Here is an 18,383-nt window from a genome sequence, read left to right on the forward strand (position 1 = left end):
CCCCAAAAAGCACTCGCCAATGCGGGTCTGTCGCCGTGAGCACAGGTGTCAGCCTGGCAAACAACCTGTAGCCCGGGCGTTGGCCTGACAAAGCGAGGGGTTTTATGCTATGTTTCGCCCCCTCTTTACCCTGGTTCGCTCAGGCGGGCCATTTCACCAACATTAATGGAACCAAAACATGACCATCAATGCCATCCTGCAAGCGCGCGCAGACGCCAAGTGTGAACTGTGCGGCGCCGAACAGGCACTGACTGCCTTCACTGTGCCCCACTCACCGGCCAGCGATGATGATCACAGCCTTGCCCTGTGTGACACCTGCCGTAGCCAGCTGGAGCAGCCGGAGACCACAGTGGTCAATCACTGGCGTTGCCTGGGCGACAGCATGTGGAGTCAGGTTCCTGCGGTGCAGGTCATGGCGTGGCGTCAGCTGAAAAATTTGTCCGGCCAGGGCGAAGTGTGGGCTCAGGACATGCTGGACATGATGTACATGGAAGACGAAACCAAGGCTTGGGCCGAAGCCGGTCAGGCTGGCGACGATGACGACAGCGTACCGACCCTGGATTCCAACGGCGCTATGCTGGTCGAAGGCGATTCGGTTACCTTGATCAAGGATCTGGACGTCAAGGGCGGCGGCTTCACCGCCAAGCGCGGCACCCTGGTCAAGGGCATCCGCCTGACCAACAACCCGCTGCACATCGAAGGCAAGGTCAACGGCGTGCAGATAGTGCTGGTCGCCGCCTACCTGAAAAAAGCCTGATATAACCCGGTTTGCCCGTGATACCAAGAGCGCCCCACGGGGCGCTTTTTGCTGGCCACGCTATGCCGCATATACCTTCTGGTCATAGCCCAACCCAAACCGACGTCTCCTGCAACCGAGGCTATACGCAGCTAATGCTGCCCTGTTTTGCCTCCCCCCCCAGGCTGAAATGTGCAGTTTTTTTCGACAGAAACTTGCCTCATACGGAAACCTTGTGGCACTCTGGGACGTCGATGGACAGACTCACGGACACCCATGGTGTCCCCACTGCAAAAGGAGCAACACAGATGGCCAAAACCAGCAAGAAAGATATCAAGAAGAAGATCGCCGCTCGCCTCGAGAAAATTGCCAAGCACGAAGGCAAGATCAAGAAGCTGAAAAAAGCCCTGAAGTAAGGGCCGGCATGATAAACAAACCGCCATCAGGCGGTTTTTTTATGGCGACATTAGCCGCAAGCCCCCCCCCAATGGCCATGGCTGCCAACGCCTGGCCAGCACCAACACCTCTTGCTCCAGCCACAACCCGTGTGCGATCAGATGCGTGAGCGCCTCCGCCAATGGATCACCGGGCCTGCCTGCCGCAAGTTCGGTACACCAAGGGATTTTACCTCTGTTGACCTGTTGCCCCTCAAGCCGATGGGTCAGAGGGCGAGCATAGTGATGGATATACGCCATCAGAGTGTCGGGCAACCAGAGTGCGAGGGGCCGATGAATGGCACCGGCCAGCTCGGTGGCAATATCCAATCCCCGCAGATCCAGATCGCCAAAGTGAGCCCAGGGCACAGCCGCAGGCAACAGCGGAATCACTTGCCGTGCCAGCTTGGTATTTCGGCCAGGCACATAAAGCAGCAGGTCCCCCGCTTGCAGTGGGTAATCCACGAAGGCGCCCTTGTTCTCCACCGTTACTATCTGCCGCCCTTGCCACTCAATGCCCTGCAACCTGGCCACGCTGCGCTCCGGCAAGGCCAGCTCTCCCAATAGCGCCATCTGTGCCGTCATCTCGTGGTGCTGACCGCCCAGATCGATGAGTGACAGCGGGCTCAGGGTACGCAGCCGGATCACTTCATCCTGCGTCAGTGCTATGTCCATCGCACCTTGAACTGGGCCTGTGTCGCTACGTGGATGCTTGCTATCCCCATGCCAGAGGGCATGAAAACTGGCCTGATTCAGGGGCGATGGCAGCGTCAATCCTAGGGTCTGCACGCTGTCTCGTTTGTCCAGCATCTGAGGCATTGTTTGGGTCAGCTGCTTTGCAAGATAGTCGTGCCCTTCGGGGGTCAACATATAGCGAGCGCTGCGCCCCACCGGCTTGACACCGCCCACAGCCTGCAACAAGGCAAGCAGCTCTTGTCCATGCTTGCTATCGAGTGAATACCCCTTCTCATTTGTGCTATCCAACAAACGGGCACAGAGATCCTGTACTTTGCGATCATCAAACAGTGACATCCTCGCCTCCTCATTACGGTGCCATATGACCAAGTAGAGAGGATTTTACTGTCCGTTACCGTGACCCGTCTCGCACCAGGAAAAGCCCTCTCGCGGCCCCCACGCAGTAAGAGGTTCGGCCCCGCAGGATCTGCCCGCGGCTTCACTGGTAAACCCGAGGTAAACACGGCAAGCTGGATGGGTCTGTGCCAGCCAGCACGCCACCCAGTTGGTACAAGCCTGCTTGCTGACACCATCTCTCCGAGGGCGACCCCATGACCCAGTCGACAAAACAGCCGCCGGTTTCCTCCTGGCATCTTTCCGATATCCGCGAGCTGGCCCACTTGCTCACCCAGGCCCTGCCTGCGGCAGTGCAGATCACCGAGGCCGTCCATCAGGCTGTGTTGAGTGGCATGGGAATAAGGGGTAAGGCCCAGGGTCAGACCCGGGGGATCACGGGTCTGGTCTACAAGGGGGTACACGGCGCTGCCCATACCCTGAGCGGTGGCATCCATGCCCTGCTTGCCCGTTTGCCGCCAACGCCTCCCTTGCACCAGATCCCCGAAACGCCCAAACGCGCCGCCCTGCTCGCCACCCTCAATGGGGTGATGGGGGACAAGCTGGTCGAGAGCCACAATGCCCTCGCCACCCCCATGACACTGCGCTATCACGGTGAGCCCCTGGACTGGCACGCCATGCCGTCGAGCCTGCCCGCCGAGAGCCGGGTGCTACTGATGGTGCATGGCCTGTGTATGAACGATCTGCAGTGGCAGAGCCAAACCAGGGGGAAGGAAAAAGAAAAAACGCTCAACCTGGGGGAGAGGCTGGCCGACGAACTGGGCTATGTGCCCGTCTATGTGCGCTACAACTCGGGCCTGCCCGTTGCGCAAAACGGGCGGGAGCTGGCTAGCCAACTGGCCCAGCTGACACGCCATTGGCCTGGCCAGATCAGGGAGATTAGCGTGCTGGCCTACAGCATGGGGGGGCTGGTGATCCGCAGCGCCTGTCACCATGCCCGCCAGCGTGAGATGGACTGGCCCGACGTCCTGAAAAACATGGTGTTTCTCGGCACGCCGCATCATGGCGCCCCCCTTGAACACGCCGGCCACTGGCTGGAGCAGCTACTGCCGGCCACCGCCTATACCCAGCCCTTTGTCAGGCTGGCACAGCTGCGCAGCGCCGGTATCAAGGATCTGCGTCACGGCAAGGTGATGGACTCGCCGCCCCCGCAGGGCGATACGCACACCTTGCCCGATCCTCGCCCTCCCATGCCCTTGCCCACCGGCGTGGCCTGCTTCACGGTAGCGGCCACCACGGCGGCCAAGCGCGGTCTGCTGGCTGATCGGCTGATCGGCGATGGCCTTGTGCCCCTGCGCAGCGCCCTCGGCCAACATGACGAGGTGCGCCACCAGCTGGCATTCCCCCCTTCCCACTGCTGGATTGCCTACCGCACCAACCATATGGCCCTGCTCGGCAGCCTGCAGGTCAGTCGTCAGCTGCTGCAGTGGCTCACCCCCGTTCACGCAAAGTGCTGCCCGTCTGGGGAGCATGGCCAGAACGCATAACGGGCGCAATAAGCCGAGACTCGCTGAAGTTCGCACCAGCACAAGGTCAAAAAACGCCCGTGGGCGGTTATTTCATTGCGTGTCACTCACATCAATCTGGCTCGACCAAATACCCGGATTGAGCTGCCGGGTTCGGCCGGGATCTCGGCGTGCAGGTGCGACGCCATCCCCATATCCTCCCCCTGGAAGAGATCTATGATGCCGCCGTGGGGCCAATGGATATCTCGCAGGTAACCGGCAAAGGCAGCGGTGGCTGCACCTGTGGCAGGATCCTCATAGACGCCACCATAGGCGAAGGGGTTGCGGGTATGAAATAGCTGATCCCGGGCTGCATGGGCCAACAATATGGTGACCAATCCTTCCCTTTGCATCAGGGTTCGCCCCTGCGCCAACTCCTTCATGACCACTCCTTGCTTACGTGCTGAAAAAGGCGGGAGCCTCACCCTGTCCCCTGTTATGGAACCCCAGCGAGGGACACGTGTGAACGCAGGCCATGCCGCCATCCATAAGATAAGCAGACCCAGCTTACCCGTTAAATTAAATGCCGCACAGGTGCCGCTTGGGCGCCGCGGATCCGGACAATGGCAACTAGCCTTGTAATGCGTGTCTGTATACGGTCCTGCAATGGAGAACCCTATGTATTCGTACACCCTCACCTTCAAGGAAGAGATCGACAAGTTGACCGCCCCCGAGCAGGAGATCACCTTGCAAAGCCCTGCCCAGGCTGGCGACTTTATCATTCTCTCCGACGGCAGCCGCCATCAGGTGATGTTTGTCACCCACCGCGCCCACTACAGCAGCCTCTATCTCGATAAAGGGGTCAGAGTGCCGCAAAGCTAGCGAAGATCATCCCTCAGTTTGCGAAAGCAAAAGAGCGGCACCTGGCCGCTCTTTGATCTCTCTGTATGTGGATTTGCTGTCACAGCACCTTGATCACCGGTTGGTGCACTATCTCGACGTCGTTTTTATAGACCACCAGCTCACCCGGTGGCACGCCACGCTCACCCAGTACGGTGACGACGCACTCGTAGCGGTAGGGGCCGCTTTTGAATTGATAGGTATGGTTGCCCCCCGTCCCATCCACCCTGACAGTGCCATGTTTCAGCACCAGATCCGGCTTGTCACTGAGCGCTTTGCCCTTGGCCCAGGAGGCGTAGCGATAGCGGCTATCACCCAACTCGTCGATGCGGATAGTGAATTTCTCGGTCTGCCACATCAGCTCGGGGCTCTTGTACTCCCGCACACTGGGATGCAGACCGCTTTTCTGCCTGGCGATAAGCTCCCCTTTCAATTTGGCGGCCCGCGCCGTCTGATGATGGATACCGATCACCTTGCCATCAAAATCCAGCCACACCTCGCCACTGCCCAGCATGATGCCGCGCCAGCCCATGGTCTGCCAATCCTGCCCGACCCGGGAGCTGGCAATGCTGTTTAAAATGGCGTCATCAAACACCTCGTCAAAACGGGTCAGCGTCTCCGCCGGGGTTTTGATGGCGGGAATGGGATACTCCAACTTGAAGGGGTATTTCATTTGATTGGCAAGGGCCTGATGATCCCGGGCTTCTGCCGCATCGACCAACTGCTGCACAAAGGGACGATACTCGGCCGGCAACTGCTCTTCGTCGGCAGATACGGGGAGCGCTCCCCAAAATGTACTCAGCAACACAGTAGCCAACAACCCAATGCGTCTGCCAGTTCGGTTAAATAGCACCTTGATATTCATGGCAATACTGTGTGTCAGTTTCACGCCTCCCCATATCCATAAACCATCAAACGTTCTCATCAGAGAGTGCTAGCTTGCAGACTTGATGGATTTTTTCACTTTTTTCAGTGCCATCTGCCGCTTGAGTGGAGAAAGATAATCAATAAACAGATTTCCATGAAGATGGTCAATTTCATGTTGCATGACAATCGCCAAAAACTCACTGCTCTCGATGGTAATGGGTGTGCCCTCTCGATCCAGTGCAGATACCACCACCGAGCGGTAACGCTCAACATCCGCATAATAATCGGGAACAGATAGACATCCCTCTTGCCCAAAAGCCTTGTCAGTCCCACTGTTCACTTCCGGATTGATCAATACCAGCGGTTGATCCCTGCTCTCTGACAAGTCGATAATAACGATTGCCTCTTGACGGCCGACTTGGGTTGCGGCCAAGCCAATACCATTTTCCGTCGCATACAGGGTCTCCAGTATGTCATCAATCAGACTCTGCACGGCAGTGATATCCTCAACCCGTTCGGCCTTGAGCCTCAATTTGGGGTCGGGAGCCGTCAAAATATTCAAAATTGCCATCACAACTCTCCAAAATGGGATCTTTACGTGTCAATCATGCTTTCTATAAAGGAGGAATACCCAATGCTTTCAGTGCTTTATTTAACTCCAATTGATTGTCATGGTCCTCAGAATACTTAAAGATTGATGTATTGTTCAGCTTGTTGCAGATCCAATAAATACTTGCCGCAGACTTTATGGATTTTTTAAAGTCCAGTGACACTTCATTTTTACTTGAAACCAAATTAACCAATTGATTATTGAACCCATTAAATTCTTTGACAAGACAAATCAACGCTTTAATTGCTTTGCGCTCATCGAAACTAATTTGTGAATATGCAGATTTAAGAACATCATTTAAAAAATAGACATCGATAGTATTTAGCCCCTTGAAAATAGCTGTGTCACTTTCACCAGACTTATAGCTGGTAAGTTCGACTTGGGAATCATATAAATCAATGGCGAGTTTTTTGGCTTGTCTCTCAACATCTTTCAATTCTTCTTGATAATTTAATAAAAGCTGTAAAGTAGCAGCTTTACTTTTCATTTTCTCTGTTATTGGTACTAAATAAACCCCACAAGCAACACCAATAAGTGGAGTGATAACCTTCACGATATTGTCTACTACATCGACTGTACTCATTTTTTTCAATTACCTTATGAAAAATAACGTCTCGTTACTCTCAACATTTCAATACATCAACTTTGACGCCAGGAGTTCCCTTACAGCACCTCGACCTTTACCTTGATAATCCCATCGCGAATATTGCCGATGGTGCTAAAGGCAGACTTGGAGAGATCGATAATGCGCCCGTTTTTAAAGGCGCCGCGGTCATTGACCTTGACCACCACGCTCTTGCCATTGGCGAGGTTGGTGACGCGCACCATGGCCCCAAAAGGCAAGGTCATATGGGCGGCACTATTGAGGTTATTGCGATAGCGCTCGCCGCTGGCGGTCTTTTTACCGTGATAGCGGTCGGCATAATAGCTGGCGTAACCGGTCTCGCTATAGCCGCGCCAGCTGCCGCCGTGACTCTCGTCATAACGGCTGCTACAGGCTGCCAGCAGCAGGCAAAGAGATAACAGCAGCCCTTTCTGGATATGTTGCACCTTTCCCCTCTCTTCTTCTTTCTGTTCTTCTATGTGGTTCGTGACACTGGTGGCACGTTCGCAGGCAGGCTCACCTTGCCATCGGTCCAATGCACTCACCATGTTGCCACGCAGTGACCGCGCGGCTACTTTGCCATATCTTCCACGCAAAAAGGGAGGCAAATGCCTCCCTTTCACCTATTTACCCGTCATCCCTTGTCAGGATGAGCCAGAAACAGGTCAGGCAATCAGCTTGTCATCGCTAAAGCCAAAGCCGCGCAGCCCCACCACATGCACATGCTCGTGCTTGCCCTGTACCTTGCGGATGAGCTTGTAGGTGGTGCCCTTCTCGGGACTGATGTTCTCCGGCGCCGCGATAAGCAGCTGCATATCCTGCCGCTCGCACAGCTCGAACAGGGTGGCGATGGATTTGCCATCCAGACGGGCCGCTTCATCGAGGAACAACAGGCGGCAGGGGGCGATATCCTTGCCGCGCAGACGGCGGGACTCCTCCTCCCAGCTGATCAGCACCATCAGCAAGATGGCCTGACCGGTACCGATCGCTTCACCGGTGGAGAGCGCGCCGCTCTCGGCCCGCAACCAGCCATCGGCGCCGCGCTGCACCTCGATCTCCAGCTCCAGATAGTTGCGATAGTCGAGCAGCACGTCGCCCATCACCTGATAACTGCGATCCCCCTGCTCGGTTTGCGGGTTGAGGCGCTGGAACAACTTGGCCATCGCCTCGGAGAAGCTGAGCTCCTTGTCGGCGAACAGATCGTTGTGCATGGCACTCTGATCCGCGAGCGCCGTCAGCAACCGAGTGTGGGCCTCGCGGATATTGACGTTGAGCCGCACCCCACGCACCAGACCGAAGGCGATGTTCTGCAAGCCCTGGTTAAGCACCCGGATGCGGTTCTGCTCGCGGCGGATGATGTTGGTGATCTTGGCCGCCACCTCATGGGAGGAGAGCGACAGGTGATTTTCCCGCTGCTTGAGCTCGTCAGCCAGACGGGCCAGCTCGATCTCCATCTCCTCGATCGCTTCGACCGGATCATCGGAGCGGATGATGTCGTTGCGGATGCGATCTTTGAGGTAACGGTAAACCTGCACGTAGAAGGCGACCTTCTGCTCGGTGCTGCGGTTGCCCTCCGACAGACGCAGCGCATCGCGCAGCGCTTCGTCGTGCGCCACCGCCACCCGCAGGGCACCGAGGGCCTTGTCCGACATGGAGCGCAGCTCGTCGCTGTCGAGATAAGCCAGCTCGCGCTTGTTGAGGCGCTTCTCGACGTCGGTCTCCCGCGCCAGCCGCACCACCCGCGACCAGCTCGCCTTGTGACCCACCAGGGATTTGCGGGCGCTGTAGTAATCCTTGCCCTCCAATTTGAGACGACCGCCAAGGGATTCGATTTCGCGCTTGGTCACCTGCAACTGGGCCTCGGCGCTGGTGCGACGGGAACGGGTGCGAATGAGCAGCTCTTCAATCTCTTTCTTGTGGGCGCGGGACTTCTCTTCCATGTCCTCCGACAGCGTCAGCCCCATGGCCGCCAGCTCCTGCTCGAACTCGGTCAGGGTCTGGCGCTTGGCCGAGGCGCTGGAATCGAGCGCGGTGCGCAGCTGCAACGCTTCTGTGTGGCGCTGGGCAATTTGCTTGTGCTGCTCCCCGGCAGTGCGGGCCGCCAGCTCGGCGGCTTTGAGCTTCTCTTTGAGTCGCTCGCTCATCTCGGAAGCCTTGCCCAGCAGGTCTTGCGCATCCTGATAGGCAAAGTGCGGCAAGCGGGCCACCAGCTGATCGAGGGCATAGCAACGGCGCTTCTGCTCGGCCAGCAATTCGCTCGTCTCGTCGAACGCCGCCTGCAGGGCGGCGAGATCCTGCGGATCCTGACGCAACACCTGCACCATGGTTTCAAGCTTCTCGAGCGCCTTGCCGTGCTTGGCGATAAAGGCTTCGGCCTGTTTCAGGGCTTCCACGTCGGCGTGGGCCGCCTCGAGGCGGGCTGCCAGGTCTGTCTCGGCAAACAGGTGGGCAAAGGGCAACATCCCCTGCACCAGCTGGATATAGCGGGCCAGCTGGGCGGTGGCCGCTTTGGCCTCGGCCAGCTGCTTGTCGCACTCGGCTATGGTTTCTTGCAGCTTGCGCTGCTCATGCTGTTTGGCCTGCACTTCGGCTTCGGGATCGGGGCGGAAGGCGATATCCAGATGCTGACCGATAAAGTCACGGAAGTGACCGTAGAGACGGTGGTACTTCTGCTGCTCAAAGGCGGCCTTGGCATAGCCCTCAATCAGGTTTTCCCGCTCGAGATCGAGCTGCTCGATCCGTTTTTCCCGGGCGGCGCGACCAAACAGCGGCAGCTCGGGGTAACGGGAGAAGCGCACCTGACGCTTGCTGGTGCGCACCAGCACGGCGTCCCCCAGTTCGTCCGCTTCCACCAGATCCTCGTCAAAAGAGTCGGGATTGCCCTGAATGAGGTAGATATCCTCCGGGCAATCTTCCAGCTTTTGCAGCCGCTCGATGGCGCCCTCAAGGTCGAGCACCACCAGGGCGCTGCGGGCCGGGCCGTAGAGCGCGGAGTAGTAAGGGGCATCGTCGATGGAGATGTCGTCATAGACATCGGAGAGCAGCACGCCCCCCACCTGCTCGGCGATGCGGGCCAGGCGCGGATCCGCCTCGCCAGCCCCCAGTTGCAGGTTGCGAATTTGCAGCTCCAGCGCCTGCTTCTGCGCCGCGATGCGGTTGCTCTCCTGCTCGAACTCGCGCTCCTTGTCGAGCACGCTCTGCATGCCGGACGAGAGCGCCTCGGCGGTGGCGAGTGGCAGACCACTCTGCTCGCGCAGCTGCTCGAGCTTTTCAAAGGATTTCAGCCAGCGCGGGGCCAGCTTGGTCAGCTCCGCGATATCACGGCCCAGCTGGGCGCCCTGATGCTCGAGGCTGGCACGGCGCTGGTTGACCTCCGCCTGCTGATCGGCGAGCTCTTCCTGACGGGTACGCTGGGCCTCAAGAAACAACTCCAGCTCGTCTTGGCTCGCGATCAGCTGGCCAGATGCCTCAGCCAGCTCGTCGCGCAAGCGCAGCAGCGCCTGCTGGCTGTCGCTCTCTTTCTCAAGGCGAGCCAGCGCGGCGCGCAGTCCCTGCCCCTGATTGACGCGGGCCTTGTCTTCGATATGACGCTTGAGCAGCGCCTGCGCGGTGGGCCAGGCGGCATCGCGGGCGGTTTCGGGGGCAATGCTGAGCAGCAGCGTCAGCGCGGCCTGATGCTCGGCTACCGCCGCCTTGGCCAGCGCCAGCTGTTGCTCGGCCCCCAGCATCCGGCTGGTGAGGCTCTGCTCGGCGGCGCGGAACTGGTGCAGGGTGTCGCTCGCCTGTTCGGCGCTCAACCCCGGCAGCTCGCACTGTGCGCGGGCATTTTCCAGCGCCTGCACCGCCTGACGGTACTGGATGGCGCGGGTCTGCTGAATGTCCAGCGCCTGCTGGTAGTCGGCGAGCTGCGTCTTGAGGCTGTCTACTTCGGCCTGCGCCAGCTCCTTGCGCTCTTCCACTTCCAGCAGCTGGCTGTGGATCTCTTCTACTACTGCTTGTTGCTGTTCGAGTTTGTCAGTGAGATCCGCCAGATCGGCGCGATACATCTCGATCTTCTTCTGCAAGCTGACAGCAGCCATCACCTTGGCCAGATGCTCGGCAGCCGATTCCAGCTCGTCGGTCAGCAATTTCTCGCGGTTGGTGAGCTGCTCCACCTCGTCGGCCAGATAGATGGCGCGCTGGCGCTCTTCGGCCAGAATGCGGCGTTTCTGTGCCAGCTCCTGACGCGCCTTGAGCGCCAGCTCGGAGAGACGGTTCTTTTCAGCGGCGTTGCGCACATAGTCCGCCGCCACATAGTGGGTGGTCTCGGTGATCAGGTTCTTGAACAGATCCCGCTGACCTTGCGTCTCTTTAATGGCTTCCAGGGTGCGGCGGTTCTCGTAGATGGCCGCCTCCATGTCCGCAAACGCCTTGCGCACGCCGGAGTTCTCCGGCAGCAGGTATTCGCGCAAGGATCGGCTGATGGACGAGGAGATGCCACCGTAGAGAGAGGCTTCGATCAGACGGTAGAACTTGCCGCGATCTTTTTGATCCCTGAGCTTCTTCGGGGTGATGCCGAACTCGAACATAAAGTTGTGATAGTCGGTCACCGTATTGAACTTGGCGACCTTCAGCGCCCCCAGCTCGGCGGCGGCCCCTTTCAGATCGGCAAAGGCACGAATACGCCCCTTGCCACCATCGAGTTTTTCCAGCAGCAGATCTGTGGGTTGCAGCTGCTCCGGCACATCCACCAGCGCGAACGGGGTGATGTTGACCTTGTTGTCGCGGTTTTGGATCTGCTCCAGGTGCACGCCGACCCAGATCCGCTGTTCGCGGCTGTTCATCACCTCCAGCACGGAGTAACAGGAACCCCGTTGCAGCTTGCCGTAGAGCCCCTTGTCGCGCGACGCACTGGAGGAGCCCGCTTCCGTGGTGTTGCGAAAATGGAGCAGAGACTGGTCGGGAATGAGCGCCGCAATAAAGGCCGCCATGGTGGTGGACTTGCCCGCCCCGTTGCCGCCGGAGAGCGTCGTCACCAGCTGGTCGAGATCGAAGGTGCGGGCGAAGAAGCCGTTCCAGTTGACCATGGTCAGGGATTTGAATTTGCCTCTCACGACGTTGCCTCCATCAGGGCCTTGTATTTAACGCGGCAGGTCATCTTCTACCTCCAGTTCAAGCTGTTCTTCATCAAGATCCGCTTCAATGTCTTCAAACAGCGAGTCGCTGCTCGGCATCTCGTCATCGTGGAAGATCGCCTCCCCTTCCTGGATCATCCGCAGCTGCACGGCGCGGGGATCTTCGTCGGAGCGCACGTCGGCGGCAAAGCGGAATACAGATTCGTTGACCCGAAATTTGTCGCTGTTGCCAAGGGAGGTGATCATGCCAAGGCGGCGCAGGCGGCGCATGGAGGTGCGGATCTTTTCGAGCAGCTTCTTCTTGTCGAGATCGGTGCCGCCGGAGCGGCTGTTGACCATCCGCAGCAGCTGCTTCTCGTCGGCCAGGCTCAGCACCTCTTCTTGCAGCTCGCCCATGGCGAACACCCCTTCCGAAGCGAGCCGGTCAGGGCTTAAGAACAGGTAGCAGAGCACCTTGCCCACCAGCATATCGAGCTCGGAGAGCACAGTGGTGCCGATGTCGGCGCTGGGGCGCGGACGCAGGTAGAAGAAGCCTTCCGGCGCCTTGATGAGTTCCACCTGATAACGGCCGTAGAAGATCTCCAGCTCGTTGTGGTACTCCACCAGCGCCGAGTGCTGTTCGAAATCGTCGGCACTGATGTGACGGCCCGAACGCAAGGCGGTGTCGATGCGCGGAAACAAGGGGTTGGCAATCGCCTCTGCAAGCCGCAGCGGCAAGGGAAACTCAGTATTGATCAATGACATAGGCCTGAACCTTGGATCCAGCTTGGTTAATGGGTTTCCATGCGGGTTGGTGGTGCAGCTCGCGCTCACCGCTGGCATGGCCCAGGCGCACGGCCTGGTCGATCAGAAGACGCGCCACATCGAAATGGGCGTGAGCCGGGTAATCCAGCAGGTATTCCCGCAGCACATCGGCCAGGTCCAGCTGATGGCCCTGTTCGGGGTAACGGGCCAAGTAGCGCTCGATGCGCTCGGCCAGCTCCTGGTTGATGTCCACCATCTCCATGTACTCCATCTCGAGGGGCACCTCGCCGGTCACCTCCTCGTCGTGAATGGCAATGGTTTCATCCCGCAGCTCCAGCAGACGGGGCTCCTCGGCGATACGCAGCAGCCAGTTATGCTGCTCGAAATTGCGGATGGAGTCGCGCAGCCGCTGGCTGAAGGCGCGGTTCTTGTCCATGTCAATGGCGTTGCGGATAAATTTGTGAACGTGCCTGTCGTAGCGGGACCAGAGCTCGATGCACTGCTGGCCCCAGCTGGTGATGACGTCAAGCCGCCCTTGCAGGGCATGGGTCAACTCCTCGACGTGGAACAGATCGTCGCGTCCCTGGGCCACTTCCTGAATGTTGAGCAGCCCCGCCTGCAGGCGGTGGCCGGCGGCGTCCAGGGTATCTTGCAGCTCGCGCAGGGTCTGGCCGGTCTCGTGCAGCAGTTTTTCGCAGCTGTGAATGGCATCGATCCAGTTCTGGGTCAGCAGGGCCGCTATCTCGCTCTTGACCTGATTTTGCTGCTCATCCATGGCGCGCTGGGTGAGATCGATGCGCCCCAGGGTCTCTTCCAGTGAGAAGGTGAGCCGTGGCAGCACCTCGGCATCCCACTGCTCGCGGGTATTAGTCTCGAGCGCCGCCTTGCGGGCGGTGTCGAGCTCAGTCGCCAGGTGTTCGAGCAGGATGGAGAGCTTGATGGAGTCGATCTGGCGCTGATCCATGAAGAAGTCGACGATCCCCATTCCCAGCCGCGACAGACGATAGAGACTCTCCCCCGCCACCATGTCGGTGTTGAAGCGCGACAGCAGCTGCTGGCGAATGAGGTCGTTGATGGCGTTGTTGGCGCGACCGGTCAGAGTCTCGTCCATCTGGCCAAAGGCGTTGCTGACGTAGCCAAAGGCATCGTGCAGCGCCGCTTCCGACAAGTCCGACTCATCTTCGGACAGTGTCTTGATTGCAATCAGAAAGGCCAGCCGGTCGGTAGGCAGGCTCAGCGCCAGCTCCTCCTGCCTGACCCACCCTACTATCTCCGGCAAAAAACGCTCGGGCAGGGTACGGGATGTACTCATCATGACGTCATCATCTCGTTGTTATCCATTTGGATGGCCTCATCATGGAAATCTGGCCATCTCGTTGTTATTACAAGGCTGCCAGACAGACTGCTTGTCAGCTTGACGGTTTCTGCGCCATCACATGGATATAGCGACCCAGGGAGATAAACGGCTCCTGGCGGCAATATTGCTGCTCCATGGCCAGCAGATCATCGAATTTCTCGACCTGATCCTGCTTGTGGCGCATGTAGTCATGGATGACCCGCACCCCTGTCTTGCCGATGATCTTGAGCCCCCCTCGCCCAATCCAGTCGTACACCTGCTCCGGCAACTGCGGATTGGTAGGGGTCAGGGCGGTCTGGCGTTTCTTGCGAAGGCCGAGGCGCACATAGTCAAAATTACCCACCACCAGGCTCTGAAACAGCAGGCCATGACGGTTGTAAAAAAGCAGCGACAGTATGCCCCCTGCATTGACGAAAGGGAACAGACCGAGCAAGGTCTGGCGCGGCTCGGCGAGCCACTCCAGCACGGCGTGACAGAGCACCAGATCAAAGGTACCGGTCACGTGGCTCTTGAGATCCTGAATGGGGCACTGGATGAGACGAATTCTCTCTTCCAGCCCCTTTTCAGCGATCTGGACCCGTGCAAGTTCAAGCATGTCGGCGGAGAGATCGCACAGCTCCACCTGATGACCCATGGCCGCCAGCTTCTGGGCAAAGTAGCCAAATCCGCCCCCCGCATCCAGGATGCGCAGGGGCCGGTTGCCAAGGCGAGCCAAGCAGGCTTCGATATCGCTCCACACCACAGTGGTGCGAATGCGCCCCTTGGTGGAGTCATAAATGTTGCGAGCGAACTTGTCGGCGCGCCCGTCAAAACTCTGATCTTGCTTCAAGACACACTCAACTTTTGGCCACAGGATTGGGCCTGACGAAAAAAGAGGGGTATTCTGTCACATCCCGAATTTGCTGAAAACTCAAGGACGACATCCCGGTGTTTGAGCTCAACCTGTTTGCTGCCAACTTATTTGTTATCAAGAAATGGCTAGGCCAATTGCTGATGCCGCTATCCTTCTCCCTCTCATTGTTGTTGCTGGCGCTCTTGCTGCTCTGGTTCACCCGTTTTCAAAAAACCGGCAAGCTGCTGGCGACCCTCTCCTTGCTGGTCGTCGCCCTGATGGGCATGCGACCAATAAGCTATGAGCTGGCTCGCCCGCTGGAGCAGACCTTCCCGCCCTTCGAGATAAGCCAGCACCCGGATATAACCGCTATCGTGGTGCTGGGCAACGGCCATGTGAGCGATCCGGCGGTGCCCGAGCGCGCCTGGCAGAACAATATAGCCCTCGCAAGAACCCTGGAGGGTGTGCGGCTGGCCATGGCCTATCCACAAGCGGAGCTCATCTTCTCCGGTTATGTGTCCGGAGATCCCCTCTCCAACGCCGAGGTCAATGCCCGCATGGCGATGAGTCTGGGCATTCCCCGCTCGCGGATGACGTTGTTTGAAAACAACAAGGATACCCATGACGAAGCCGTCAGCATCAGCCGTTATCTCAAGGGCAAGCGGGTGGCGCTGGTCAGTTCGGCCACCCATTTGCCACGGGCCATGGCGCTCTATCAGGGACAGGGACTCAACGCTGTGCCGGCCCCTACCGACTACACCGCCAAGCAAAGTCAGGTGGCGCAACCCCTCTACAGCTACCTGCCGAAGGGGCGTTATCTGATGTATTCCGAGGCTGCCATTCACGAATGGATTGGGGTATGGTGGGCCCGTTTGCGAGGGCAGGTTAACGATTGAGCAATCGAGCCTTTCATTCCTGATTTGGATCAGGAAAGCGAAAAAAAATTACGTTATTTGCCGCCGGGTCAGCTATCTTGGGCTCGGTTCAATTCATATAATGTCGCGCAATCAAATGCCTAGGAGATATACAAGATGAGACAGCACCTGGTAATGGGTAACTGGAAACTGAACGGCACCAAAGCTTCTGTCGAAGCTCTGATCAAAGGACTGACCCCGGCTGCTGCCGCTCATCCTTCTGTGCAAGTCGCCGTCTGCCCGCCGGTTATCTTTTTGGGTCTGGTTGAGCAGCTGACCGCCGGCAGCAAGATTGCCTACGGTGCCCAGAATGCCGACGTTCACGAGTCCGGTGCCTTCACCGGCGAGAACGCCCCCTCCATGCTCAAAGCCTTCGGTTGCACCTACTCCCTGGTCGGTCACAGCGAACGCCGCACCCTGCATGCAGAGAGTGACGACGTGGTCGCTGCCAAGTATGAAGCCATTCAGAAAGCGGGTCTGGTTCCCGTATTGTGCATCGGTGAGACGCTGGAACAGTTTGAAGCTGGCGTGACCAAGAAAGTGGTTGAAGCCCAGCTGAAAGCCGTCATTGACCGTTGTGGCATCGCCTCCTTCAGCAACGCCGTGGTTGCCTACGAGCCGGTATGGGCCATCGGCACCGGCAAGACTGCCACGCCGGAAATCGCTCAGTCCATCCACGCCCACATCCGTCAGTACCTGGCCGGGTTTGACGGCGCCGTGGCTGCCAAGGTACAGATCCTGTACGGCGGTTCCGTCACTGGCGCCACTGCAGCCGACCTGTTCGGTCAGCCGGACATCGACGGCGGCCTGGTGGGTGGTGCGTCCCTGAAAGTGGACGACTTCTCCCAGATCATTGCTGGCGCAGCCAAGTAAGCTGTCGCCCTGGAGGGGGCGCTTGCCCCCTCCTGCATATCGCTTTTCCTATGGTAGCCCCCGCATCCCATACGAAAGCCGATTATAGTCAATGTGGCTTATCTCATATTTTCAAAACTTCGTATTCGACAACTTAGATCCAGAGGCACTCATGACCAAACAAATCAAACGTATTGGTGTTTTGACCAGTGGTGGTGACGCACCGGGTATGAACGCAGCCATCCGCGCCGTGGTGCGTGCTGGTCTGCACCATAACCTGGAAGTTTACGGCATCTATGATGGCTACCTCGGCCTGCATCAGGGCAGGATCGTCAAGCTGGAACGTCACAGCGTCTCCGACGTGGTAAACCGTGGTGGTACCTTCCTGGGTTCCGCCCGTTTCCCCGCCTTCAAAGACCAGAAAGTGCGCGCCGAAGCGATCGAGAATCTGAAAAAACACGGTATCGACGCCCTGGTAGTGATCGGGGGGGATGGCTCCTACATGGGTGCCAAGAAGCTGACCGAGGAGGGTTTCCCCTGCATCGGCCTGCCGGGTACCATAGACAACGACATCGCCGGTACCGACTTCACCATCGGCTTTGATACCGCCCTGAACGTGGTGGTCGACGCCATCGACCGTCTGCGCGACACCTGCAGCTCCCACCACCGTATCTCGGTGGTCGAGATCATGGGCCGCCACTGCGGCGATCTGGCCATGTCTGCCGCCGTTGCCGGTGGTGCAGAGTACGTGATAGTGCCAGAAGTGACCTTCGACAAGGACAAGCTTCTGCAGCAGATCAAGGAAGGCGAAGCAAAAGGCAAGAAGCACGCCATTATCACCATCTGTGAGCACGTAACAGACGTGAACGCCCTGGCCAAGGACATCGAAGCCATGACAGGCCGCGAGACCCGCGCCACCATACTGGGCCACATCCAGCGTGGCGGCTCACCCACCGCGCGCGATCGCATCATGTCCAGCCGCATGGGTGCCTTCGCCGTTGAACAGCTGCTGGCAGGTCAGGGTGGCCGCTGCGTCGGGATCCAGGGCAACGAGATGGTGCACCACGACATCATCGACTGCATCGAGAATCTCAAACGCCCGTTCGATCAGGAGCTGTACGATCTCTCCACCACCCTGTTCTAAGCGTCCGTCGCTTGCTCAGCCTGTGTGACAAAAAACCCTCCGCTGGAGGGTTTTTTTATGCGAGTCCTGTACCCGGCAACGGGCGAAACTGGCAGTTGTAGGCCCCCTCTCTCTTACCGCACTACTGCTGCGCTGTTTCCCCCCAGTCTTGTCCCCATGCCCACCATACCGGCGAACGGAGCCGACCCCCGCCTCCTAAACCCGCGAATAGTCAGTGGCGACCCTCTCGCCGTTGGTGAATGGACGCCGGTTTGTTGCCAAGGTTAGCCGCTCACGCCTCTCGGGTATGCCGACTGGCTGGATAGCCTCTACCGGCATCGGGCGCAAGGTCAGCCCCCGGACCTCCTCCCACCACCACAGGCAACCGGTGACGCCGGGGCACACAGACACATGGCATGAGCAAATGTTCGCCCTGCAGGGGCCACCATACGCCCCACCCTCAATGGCAAACCTCCCGTTTTGTTCGCTATTTTTACGCGCTGACTGAGAAGCGGGTGCAGCCCCCGCCCCCTGAAGGAGGCGTCCTGTCAGGCTTCACGGTACAAGATGCGACAAAAAATGGATGCAGCCTTCACATTCAGCCAAGGAATAAGCCAACCTGCTTTCGACGACAACTTCAGACGCCAAAGAGGGGCTTGAAACCGAATTAAATTTCAATCAACCCCGAAAAGCCTCATATAAAACCCATCAAAAAACCAACGTGACAAACATATAACAATATGAATTTTATAGACTTACACC

15 protein-coding genes and 1 pseudogene are annotated in these 18,383 nt (G+C 58.4%); 6 read left to right on the top strand and 10 right to left on the bottom strand.

Features of this window, described 5'->3' with window-relative positions; genetic code table 11:
- The first annotated feature begins 178 nt into the window (after positions 1 to 178).
- Positions 179 to 757 (top strand): PhnA domain-containing protein, encoded by a 579-nt coding sequence (locus WJM78_RS10655; RefSeq protein ID WP_339015603.1) that lies wholly within the window; start codon positions 179 to 181, stop codon positions 755 to 757.
- A gap of 434 nt (positions 758 to 1,191) precedes the next feature.
- Here WJM78_RS10655 and WJM78_RS10660 read toward each other — a convergent pair whose 3' ends face one another.
- On the bottom strand, positions 1,192 to 2,202 hold the full coding sequence (locus tag WJM78_RS10660; protein WP_339015604.1) for a Wadjet anti-phage system protein JetD domain-containing protein: 1,011 nt from the start codon (positions 2,200 to 2,202) through the stop codon (positions 1,192 to 1,194).
- 254 nt (positions 2,203 to 2,456) lie between these two features.
- On the opposite strand from WJM78_RS10660, the gene WJM78_RS10665 reads away from it, so the two are divergent.
- Complete coding sequence (locus WJM78_RS10665) at positions 2,457 to 3,746, top strand: alpha/beta hydrolase (RefSeq protein ID WP_339015605.1); 1,290 nt, start codon at positions 2,457 to 2,459, stop codon at positions 3,744 to 3,746.
- An 86-nt stretch (positions 3,747 to 3,832) separates the two neighbouring features.
- Here WJM78_RS10665 and WJM78_RS10670 read toward each other — a convergent pair.
- Positions 3,833 to 4,141 (bottom strand): annotated as a pseudogene (locus WJM78_RS10670) (PhzF family phenazine biosynthesis protein); the annotation flags it as partial.
- 241 nt (positions 4,142 to 4,382) lie between these two features.
- Between WJM78_RS10670 and WJM78_RS10675 the strand changes: the two are divergent.
- Entirely contained in the window at positions 4,383 to 4,586 is a 204-nt protein-coding gene (locus WJM78_RS10675; protein WP_042037373.1) for a hypothetical protein, read from the top strand.
- 79 nt (positions 4,587 to 4,665) lie between these two features.
- Here the strand turns inward: WJM78_RS10675 and WJM78_RS10680 are convergent, their stop codons facing one another.
- The 8 genes from WJM78_RS10680 to cmoM form a co-directional block, all read right to left on the bottom strand.
- Positions 4,666 to 5,469: a hypothetical protein gene (locus WJM78_RS10680; RefSeq protein ID WP_339015838.1), complete on the bottom strand. Its 804-nt coding sequence runs from the start codon at positions 5,467 to 5,469 to the stop codon at positions 4,666 to 4,668.
- Positions 5,470 to 5,538: 69 nt separating this feature from the next.
- Positions 5,539 to 6,042, bottom strand: coding sequence for a peptide deformylase (gene def, locus WJM78_RS10685; RefSeq protein WP_339015607.1), 504 nt, complete (start codon positions 6,040 to 6,042; stop codon positions 5,539 to 5,541).
- Positions 6,043 to 6,085: 43 nt separating this feature from the next.
- A complete protein-coding gene (locus tag WJM78_RS10690; protein ID WP_339015609.1) occupies positions 6,086 to 6,664 on the bottom strand; it encodes a hypothetical protein in 579 nt (192 codons plus the stop codon).
- Between the two features lie 80 nt (positions 6,665 to 6,744).
- Positions 6,745 to 7,131: a septal ring lytic transglycosylase RlpA family protein gene (locus tag WJM78_RS10695; protein WP_181364723.1), complete on the bottom strand. Its 387-nt coding sequence runs from the start codon at positions 7,129 to 7,131 to the stop codon at positions 6,745 to 6,747.
- 219 nt (positions 7,132 to 7,350) lie between these two features.
- Entirely contained in the window at positions 7,351 to 11,778 is a 4,428-nt protein-coding gene (mukB, locus tag WJM78_RS10700) for a chromosome partition protein MukB (RefSeq protein ID WP_339015611.1), read from the bottom strand.
- Positions 11,779 to 11,805: 27 nt separating this feature from the next.
- Entirely contained in the window at positions 11,806 to 12,543 is a 738-nt protein-coding gene (mukE, locus tag WJM78_RS10705; protein ID WP_339015613.1) for a chromosome partition protein MukE, read from the bottom strand.
- Entirely contained in the window at positions 12,524 to 13,858 is a 1,335-nt protein-coding gene (mukF, locus tag WJM78_RS10710; protein WP_339015615.1) for a chromosome partition protein MukF, read from the bottom strand. Before mukF ends, mukE begins: the two co-directional genes overlap by 20 nt.
- Positions 13,859 to 13,952: 94 nt before the next feature.
- Positions 13,953 to 14,729: a tRNA uridine 5-oxyacetic acid(34) methyltransferase CmoM gene (gene cmoM / locus WJM78_RS10715; protein WP_339015617.1), complete on the bottom strand. Its 777-nt coding sequence runs from the start codon at positions 14,727 to 14,729 to the stop codon at positions 13,953 to 13,955.
- Positions 14,730 to 14,827: 98 nt separating this feature from the next.
- Here cmoM and elyC point away from each other — a divergent pair, with 98 nt between their 5' ends.
- The 3 genes from elyC (at position 14,828) to pfkA (ending at position 17,642) form a co-directional block, all read left to right on the top strand.
- Positions 14,828 to 15,628, top strand: a complete 801-nt coding sequence (gene elyC, locus WJM78_RS10720; protein WP_339015619.1) for an envelope biogenesis factor ElyC — start codon at positions 14,828 to 14,830, stop codon at positions 15,626 to 15,628.
- Between the two features lie 135 nt (positions 15,629 to 15,763).
- Positions 15,764 to 16,519 (top strand): triose-phosphate isomerase, encoded by a 756-nt coding sequence (gene tpiA / locus WJM78_RS10725; RefSeq protein WP_042037381.1) that lies wholly within the window; start codon positions 15,764 to 15,766, stop codon positions 16,517 to 16,519.
- Between the two features lie 151 nt (positions 16,520 to 16,670).
- Positions 16,671 to 17,642, top strand: coding sequence for a 6-phosphofructokinase (gene pfkA, locus WJM78_RS10730; RefSeq protein WP_212514498.1), 972 nt, complete (start codon positions 16,671 to 16,673; stop codon positions 17,640 to 17,642).
- Positions 17,643 to 18,383 lie beyond the last annotated feature (741 nt).

It is taken from the genome of Aeromonas popoffii (assembly GCF_037818705.1).
Taxonomy (GTDB): Bacteria; Pseudomonadota; Gammaproteobacteria; order Enterobacterales; family Aeromonadaceae; genus Aeromonas; species Aeromonas popoffii.